The following is a 9,102-nucleotide window of genomic DNA, read 5'->3' on the forward strand; positions in this document are numbered from 1 at the left end:
AGAAGCTTGGCCCGCCATCGATCAAAGCATGGCGATATGCTTTAAGGCTTGTAACCTGGGCAGTGCCACGCGCTCTTGAGGCCATTTCTTTGGGTTACTTTTCTTTGGGCCAGCAAAGAAAAGTGACTCGGTCCCTTTAGGGACCGAAAGCGCCGCAGGCAATGCACCAGTCTGCGACATACATCAACAGTGCGACGACAAAAACACCGCTGTTGGGGAACATATCCCCACGTTCTCTGGCTTGCGCCCTGCGAAATCAACGCTACAGCCAGCGCCAAGTCAGAGCGAATCGCCATTCCGGCTAAGGACGAGCAAAACCCTGAGGCATCACCGCGATAAGCCATCTTCCTGATGTAACGAAGGTTCTTGATTGAAACGCGGGGGGCCTCCGGGTTCGCACCCTAACCCACGCAAGCTTCGCGCAAGGCTACCCCAGAAAACCATGTCAGCGGCCCTAACATTCCCCCAAGCTGACATCAAGCTTTCGCCTACTGCTTTTTGAGAGAAATCTGATGGGATGAGACGCGCGTCTCGCTATAATGGGAAGTTCACAAAGACGAGCTAACTTGTTTCGCGACTCGTCACTCGGCCGCATCACTAGGGAATGCGGGGAACAGGGCACAAACGGATTTTCCAAGGAGCGGCCGGCGGCATGCGCGGTAAAACCAGGGGTTTTTGGCGGCGTTCGTGCGCGCGCCGTGCCACATCTACGTGGCTTTTCAGTTTGATCGCCGTTGCCGTAGGCCATGCGCCCACGGCACGGGCGCAGAGCGCTGCCGCCGAACAGGCCCAGCGCGATCAGGCGCAACGCCAGGCCCAGCAGCGCGAAGCCTTGCGCGCTGCGCCGGATGTGCGCCTGCAAGCCGGCGAGCAGATCGACTATCACCTCACCACGGTGCCGGCTGAAACGCCGTGCTTCCGGATCCAGGCGATCGCGCTGGAAGGCGCGCATGCGCAGGACTTCGGCTTCGTGCAGAAGTACCTCGACGCCTATCGTGGCGAATGCATCGGCCAGCAAGGCCTGCGCCTGCTCGCGCACCGCACGTCCGACCTGATCCTCGCGCGCGGCTACATCACCAGCCGCGTGGTCATCCCGGAGCAGAACCTTGCGACCGGCAAGCTGCGCGTGGTGCTGCTTGCCGGCACGGTGGGTGCGGTGCGTTTTGCGCCGGGCTCGGCCACGGCTTTTTGGCAGAACGCGTTGCCGATCAAGCCCGGCGACGTACTTAACTTGCGCGCCATCGAGCAAGGGTTGGAACAGCTCAAGCGCGTGCCCTCGCAGGAAGCCAAGATCGATATCGCGCCGGGCGCGCAACCGGGTACATCGGACCTGCTGCTCAGCATTGCGCGTGGCAAGTCCTGGCGCGTGATGGCCAGCTTCGACGACAGCGGCGGCTACGATACCGGCAAAGATCAGGGCGGCCTGACGCTGGCGGTGGACCAGCCGCTGGGCATCAACGACCTGCTCAGCATCGGCTATACCCACAGCGTGGGCGACTATGGCCACGTCAAGGGCACGCACGGCGGCAACTTCAGCTACAGCGTGCCGTGGGGCGACTGGACTTTCAGCCTGGCCTCGTCCAATTACGCCTATCGGCAGTCGGTGTTCGGTTCGTTGCAGACCTTCGCCTACACCGGCAATTCGCGCAGCACTTCCTTCAGTGCCACGCGCCTGCTGCATCGCGATGCGCATAGCCGTACTTCGCTGCAGATGACGCTCGCCACGCGCCACGAGCACAGCTACGTCGACAGTGTGGAAGTCCAAACGCAACGCCGCAAAGTGACCTCGGCGGAACTTGCGCTGATCCAACGCCGCTACCTCGGCGTTGCGCAACTGGATCTCCGTCTCGCCTACCGTTGGGGCGTGCCTTGGCTGGGTGGGCAATGGCAGCCGAGCGTCAACGGCGGCCCCACCAACCGTTACGGGGTCACCGTGTTCGACGGCAGCTTGAGCCTGCCGTTCCAGGCGTTCGGCACGCCATGGATGTGGCTGTCCGAACTGCACGCACAGGCCACCGGCGATCGACTGTATGCCGAGGACTATCTCACTGCGGGCGGTCGCTACACCGTGCGCGGTTATGACGGTAACACCGTGTTGGGCGGCAACCATGGCGCGTATTGGCGCAACACGCTCAACCTGCCGATCGGCAGCAGCGGCGTGACGCTGTATGCCGGCGTGGATGCAGGCCACGTTGGCGGCGAGGCATCCCGTGCCTACGCCAGCCACAGCCTGAGCGGTGCGGTGACGGGCATGCGCGGCACGCGTTGGGGCTTGAGTTGGGATCTGTTCGCCGGCTGGCCGCTGCAAGCGCCACGCGGCTTCCCGACCCGGCACCCCAGCGCCGGCATGCAATGGATCTACACCTACTGATTGCTTTTGGAATTTGAACGCCATGCCGGCGCAGCCGGCATGCGTGGGACACATCGAGGATCGATGCCATGATGGACACTGCTGCACGCAAGATCGCCACGGCCACTGCACACGCAACCTGGCATCAATCGCTTCGCCGCCAGGCGCTCTGGGCAGCGCTCACGCTGGCCCTCGGCCTGCCCGCCGCGCACGCGCAAACCACCCCGGACGGCGGCACCCACACCAACGTGATCGCCGCTCCCAATGGCGTGCCTGTGGTCAACATCGCCGCGCCCAATAACGCCGGTGTGTCGCACAACACGTACCAGCAGTTCAACGTCGGCAGCAATGGCCTGATCTTCAACAACAACGGTGCGGTCAGCAACACGCAGTTATCCGGCTATATCACCGGCAATCCGAATCTCGGCGCCGGCCAATCCGCTGCGATCATCCTCAACGAAGTCACCTCCACCCAGCCCAGCCAGTTGAACGGCGCGATGGAAGTGGCCGGCCGCGCCGCCCAAGTGATCGTGGCCAACCCCAACGGCATCACCTGCGGCGGCTGCGGCTTCATCAACGCGCCGCGCGGCACGCTGGTGACGGGCGTGCCGATCCTGGATGCGAACGGCGGCCTGGCCGGCTTCAACGTCCGCAGCGGCACCATCACCGTCAACACGCAAGGCTTGCTCAGCAGCGAGACCGACCAGGTCGATTTGCTTGCGCGCGCGGTGGAAATCAATGCCGGCGTGTGGGCGCGCCAGCTCAACGTGATCACCGGCAGCAACCGTATCGACTACGCCACGCTGGCCGCGCAACCGATCGCCGGCAGTGGCGCCACGCCCGCCGTGGCGCTGGATGTGTCTGCGCTCGGCGGCATGTATGCCAACGCCATCCGCCTGCTCGGCACCGAAGCCGGCCTCGGCGTAAACAGTCAGGGCCAGATCGCCGCGCAGGGCGGCGACCTTTCGCTGACCAGCGCCGGCCAGGTGGTGCTGGGCGGCAAGACCACCGCCACCGGCAACCTCAGCGTGCAGGCGGCGCAAGCGCTGAACAACCAGGGCACGCTGGCCGCAGGTGGCGCGGTGACTGTCAACAGCGCGGACCTGAGCAACAGCGGTGTGCTGTACAGCGGCTCCGCCATGACCCTTTCCGCCAAGGGTCAGCTGAGCAACAGCGGCCAGATCAAGGCGCAGAACGGCGCACTCACCGCGCAAGCGACTGGTGCGCTAAACAACACGTCGGCGGGCACCCTCTACGCGGGCAGCACCATCAACCTGACGGGTGCCTCGTTCGGCAATGCTGGAGCGATCGAAGCCGCGCAAGGCGCCAGCTTGCAGACCAACGGCCATGCCGACAACAGCGGCACCTTGCAGACCGATGCCGGCGATCTCGCCATCCATGCCGATTCGCTTAGCAACAGCGGTAGCCTGAGCGCCATCGGTAACGCGACACTCAGTGCCACCAGCAGCCTGAGCAGCACCGGCACGGCGCTCGCCAGCGGCAACCTGTCATTGAGTTCGGCGCAACTGACTACTGGCGGCACCGTACAGGCGGGCGCTGCGCTGAGCTTGCAAGGCGGCACGCTGAGCAACAGCGGCAAGCTTTATGCACTCGGTGGCGCGTGGACGGCCACTTTGAGCGGCGCCTTCGCCAACCAGGCCAGCGGCGACGTCTATGGCAGCCAGAACCTTGCGTTGAACGCAGCCTCGTTGACCAATGCCGGCGGCATCGAAGCGCAGCAGGGCAACACCATCAGTCTTGCCGCTGGCTTGATCAACAGCGGCAAACTGCAATCCGATCAATCAAACCTCATGCTGGGCGCAGCGAGCCTGTCCAATGGCGGCGTGCTCAGCGCGCACGGCAATCTGCAAGCGCAGCTGAGCGGCCCGGCGCAGAACAGCGGCGTGCTGGTCAGTGGACAGGCGATCACGTTGTCGTCGAGCAGTTTCGACAACCAGGCCAACGGACAAATCCAGAGCGGCACCGACCTGAACGTGTCGGGGACGACGATCAGCAACGAAGGCACGGTCAATGCAAAAGCCAACGTCATCCTGACGGGCACCGACCTGAGCAATGCTGGCACGGCGCAATGGATTGCTGCCGGAACGCTCACGCTCAATCAGACCGGCAGCGTAAGCAATGCGGGTGTGCTGCAAGCTGGCGGCGATCTGTCCCTGCTGCACGCCGCATCGCTCAGCAACAGCGGCACCCTGCAGAACGGGGCCGGCAACCTCACGCTCATCGCCGGCACGCTCGGCAATAGCGGCATCTTGAGTACCAACGGCAACGCCCTGCTCAATGCAGGCAACAGCCTCAGCAGCACCGGCGTGCTGCTGGCCGGCGGCAACTTGAGCATGACGTCGTCTCAGCTGACTACCGCAGGCACTGTGCAAGCAGGCAGTGCGCTGAGCTTGAGCGGCGGCACGCTGAGCAACAACGGCAAGCTGTATGCCCTCGGCGGCGCCTGGACAGCGACCTTGACTGGCGTACTCACGAGCCAGTCCAACGGCGATATCTACGCCAGCTCGGGCCTCACGGCGCAAGTGGCCGCGCTGACCAACGCCGGAGGCATCGAAGCCAAGCAGGCTGCGGCCATCCAGCTCGCTGGCGCCTTCACCAACAGCGGCAAGCTGCAATCCGACCAGGCCGACGTCAGCATCAACGCCGCCACGCTTGCCAATACCGGCACGCTCAGCGCCTATGGCAACCTGCAAGCACAGCTGAGCAGCACCGCGCAAAACAGTGGCGTGCTGGTCACGGGCCAGGCGGTCAACCTGACGGCAGCCCGCTTCGACAACCAGGCGGGTGGCCAACTGAAAAGTGGCACCGATCTTTCGCTTTCCGCCGCCACACTGAGCAACGAAGGCAATATCAACGCCAAGGGCAACGCCACCCTGGCTGGCTCCAGTCTGAGCAATGCCAGTGGCTCACAGTGGCTCACCAGCGGCACGCTTACGCTCGGCCAAACCGGCAGCGTGAGCAATGCGGGCGTGCTGCAGGCCGGCAGCAACATCGCCCTGCTGCATGCAACGTCGCTCGACAACGTCGCGGGCGCAACGCTTTATGCCGGACAAGACTTCAACCTTAGCCTGACGCAGGCGCTGAGCAATGGCGGCATGCTGTATGCCGCACGCACCGGCACGTTCACGGCCGGCAGCGTGACCAACACTGGCACGTTGCGCAGCGCAGGTACCCTCACGCTCGACAGTCACAGCACGCTGGTCAGCAGCGGCGCGATCCAGGCGCAGCAGGACCTGCACCTGCAAAGCACCGGCGATGTCACCAACAGTGGTGAGCTGTATGCCATTAACGGCAACCTCTCCGCGCAAGTGGGTGGCGCTTTCAGTTCGACCACCAGTGGCGACCTCTACAGCGGCCAGAACGTCACGTTCAATGCCAATAGCTTTGCCAACGCCGGCACGCTGGAGGCCAAGCAGGCGATCGGCGTCACGGCCCAGGGCAGCGTCAGCAACAGCGGCACCCTGCAAGCGGACAACGGCAATCTCGTCATCACCGGCAGCTCGCTGGCCAACCAGGGCACCTTGAGCGCCACGGGCGCCACTCAACTGAGCAGCACCGGCAACCTCAGCAACAGCGGCAAGCTGGTCACTGGCCAGACGCTCGCGCTGACCGGCACCAGCGTCACCAACAGCGGCCAGATCCAGAGCGGCGGCGATGCCACGCTGCAGGCAGCGAGCGTCACCAACAGCGGCAGCCTGCAATCAGGCGGTGCGCTCACGTTCCAGCACAACGCCACGCTCACCAACCAGGCCGGTGGCTCCCTCATCGCCGCGGGCAACCTGAGCGCCGATACCACGACGCTGCTCGACAACGCCGGTGTCATCCAAAGCGGCGGCAACCTCGGCGTCACGGGTGCCGGCGCCATCGACAATGAAGCGAGCGGTACGCTTTACGGCACCCAGCTGACCACGCTGCAACTGGGCGGTGCCTTGACCAACGCCGGCACGGTATACGGCGCACAAGGCTTCAACCTCACCGCTGCAAGCCTCACCAACAGCGGCAGCCTGCGCAGCGGCAGCTCTCTAAGCATCACCACCCAAGGCAATGCGAGCAACAGCGGCACGGCTTACGCCTTGGGCAACGCAACCTGGAATATGGTCGGTGCGCTGAGCAACAGCGGCGTGCTTGCCGCGGCCGGCAACACCACCCTCACGGCCGCTAGCCTCGACGGCAACGGCACGCTGGCGGCGGGTTTGCAGGGCAATGGCTCGCTCGGCAGCAGCGGCGATCTCGCGGTAACGACGACTGGCAATTTGGCCGATCACGGCCATGCACTGGCGGCAGGCAATCTGCATCTGAGCGGAAGCGCGATCGACCTGTCGAACAGCCAGACGCGCGCCTCCACCATCGCCCTGGTGGCCACGCAGGGCGACATCAACAACACCCACGGTGATCTGGCAGCCAACGGCCTGGTCAGCATCACCACGCCCGGCAGCCTGATCAACGCCGGCGCCTCTTCCTCGCAAGTCGCCAAACTCAGCGCCGGCACGCTGGTGCTGCAGGCGGCCGCCCTGAACAACCAGTACGGCTCGCTGGTACAGACCGGCAACAGCGATCTGCATCTGTCCTTCGCTGGCGCGTTCGAAAACGCCCATGGCGTCTTGACCAGCAACGCACAAAACCTCTCCCTCAACGCTGCGTCCGTCGACAACACCAGTGGCACGTTGCAGGACGCCGGTAGCGGCACCCTAAGCCTCGTCAGCACCGGCGACCTCACCAACACCGGAGGCAAGATCGCCGGCAATGGTGTTCTCTCCCTGCAAAGCAGCGGCACCCTGGGTAACAACAGCGGCCAGCTGAGTGCAGCCGGCGACGTCACCGCCAAGGCCAATGCCTTAAGCAACGTGGCCGGCACGCTGATCGGCAACAACATCGGCCTCACCCTCACCCAAGCGCTGACCAATACCGGCGGCGGCACGATCCAGGCCGGCGGCGCTTTGACCGCCAGCGCCAACACGCTGGACAACAGCGGCGGCTTCATCAAGCTGACCGATGCCCAGGCGTTGACCCTCACCACCACCGGCACGCTGACCAATGGCGCCGGCGGCTTTATCGGCGGCAACGGTGCGGTCACACTAAACAGCGGCAACCTGGTCAACGCCGGACAGATCTACGCCGGCAGCACCTTGGGCATCACCGCGCAAGGCGATCTCACCAACGACAACGGCGCGCTGCAGGCACAAGCTTCAGCCAACCTCACCAGTACGGGCGCGCTCAGCAACCGTGGGGGCAAGATCGAAGCCGGCAGCGGCAACAGCACCGCCACGCTGAGCGTCAATGCCGCAAGCCTGGACAATACCAACGGCCGTATCGCCGATACCGGCCAGGGCGCCAGCACGGTCTCGCTGGCGCAAAAACTGGTCAACGAAGGCGGCACCCTGGGCGGCCAGGGTGCGGTGACGCTCACGGCGTCGAATCTGGACAACAACAACGCCGGCAAGATCGTGGCGGGGCAAACGCTCACGCTCAACCTCGGCGGCATGAGCAATAACAACGGCAGTGTCTATGCCGCGGGCGACATCAGCTGGAGCAACAGCGCCGCCGCATTGAAAAATGCGCAAGGCTCGCTGCAGACAGGCGGCAACCTCAGCTTTAGTTTGGCCTCGCTGGACAACGCGAATGGCACGCTGGGCAGCAATGGCAGCGGCAGCTTCAACCTGGGCAGCCTCACCGGCATGGGCAAGGTGGCCGCGGGCCAGAACCTGTCTTTGACCCTGGGCGGCGATTTCACCAACGTTGCCGGCAGTCAGCTCAGCGCCAACAACAACCTCACACTCACCCTGAGCGGCAACTTCAGCAATGCAGCAGGCGCCACGCTGCAGGCGCCGACCAACCTTACCGTCAGCGCGGCGAATATCGACAACGCGGCCGGTGCCACGCTCAACAGCAACAGCACCACGCTGAGCACCGGCGGCACGCTCAGCAATGAAGGCAACATCAACGGCAGCACCATTACGCTCAACGCCGGTACGTTGACCAACACCGCCAACATCATCGGCGGCACCATCACCGCCACCGCAGGCTCGTTGACCAACGGCGCGGACCTGGGGCAAACCACCAGCAACAATCCGTATCAGGGCGCGATGATCGCCGGCAGCAACAGCGTGACGCTGTATGTGGGCGGCACCCTGCTCAATCGCGACGCTACGATCTTCACGACCGGCGACCTCACCATCGCCGGCAATGCCACCGGCGGTGCGGCCCAAGCAGTGACCAACCTGTCCGGCGACATCGAAGCCAACGGTAACGTCACCATCAATGCAAACCAGTTCACCAACCAACGGCGGGTGTTCCAGACCACCACCTACAACCTCACCGCTGGCGAGCAGGCGCAAAACACCACCACCGGTGCGGCGCAGAGGGTCTACCGCTACGACGACCCCGATCCCACGCATAAGCCGCCGTATGTGGCAGCCAGCCAGGTGCTGACACCGCAGCAGCAAGCGGCGTTGGAATCGTTCTGCGGTGGCCAGGGCACGCCCGGCAAAGATGGCGATCAGTGGTGCAACGGCAGCGCCATCAATGGCGACCCGCACAACATCCTGCACAACGACCTGCAGTCGATCACCACGGCCACGCTCACGGCGGTGCAGCGCCTGGCTGCCGCCAGCGCGCAGAGCAAGCTGCTGGCCGGTGGCAACATCACCCTCAACGGCTCGGTGCTGAACGACAAATCCACCCTCGCCGCCGGCAACAACCTGGTCATCAACGGCCAGAACGGCAACAACGGC

General features: G+C 64.4%; 2 protein-coding genes. Both read left to right on the top strand.

Going from position 1 to position 9,102, the window contains the following annotated elements; genetic code table 11:
- Positions 1-724: 724 nt before the first annotated feature.
- Entirely contained in the window at positions 725-2,371 is a 1,647-nt protein-coding gene (locus EKH80_RS23295; RefSeq protein ID WP_158628933.1) for a ShlB/FhaC/HecB family hemolysin secretion/activation protein, read from the top strand.
- A 68-nt stretch (positions 2,372-2,439) separates the two neighbouring features.
- Positions 2,440-9,102: two-partner secretion domain-containing protein (locus EKH80_RS23300; RefSeq protein ID WP_126687197.1), on the top strand; the 6,663-nt coding region annotated here is incomplete at its 3' end.

It is taken from the genome of Dyella choica, assembly GCF_003977665.1.
Lineage (GTDB): Bacteria > Pseudomonadota > Gammaproteobacteria > Xanthomonadales > Rhodanobacteraceae > Dyella_B > Dyella_B choica.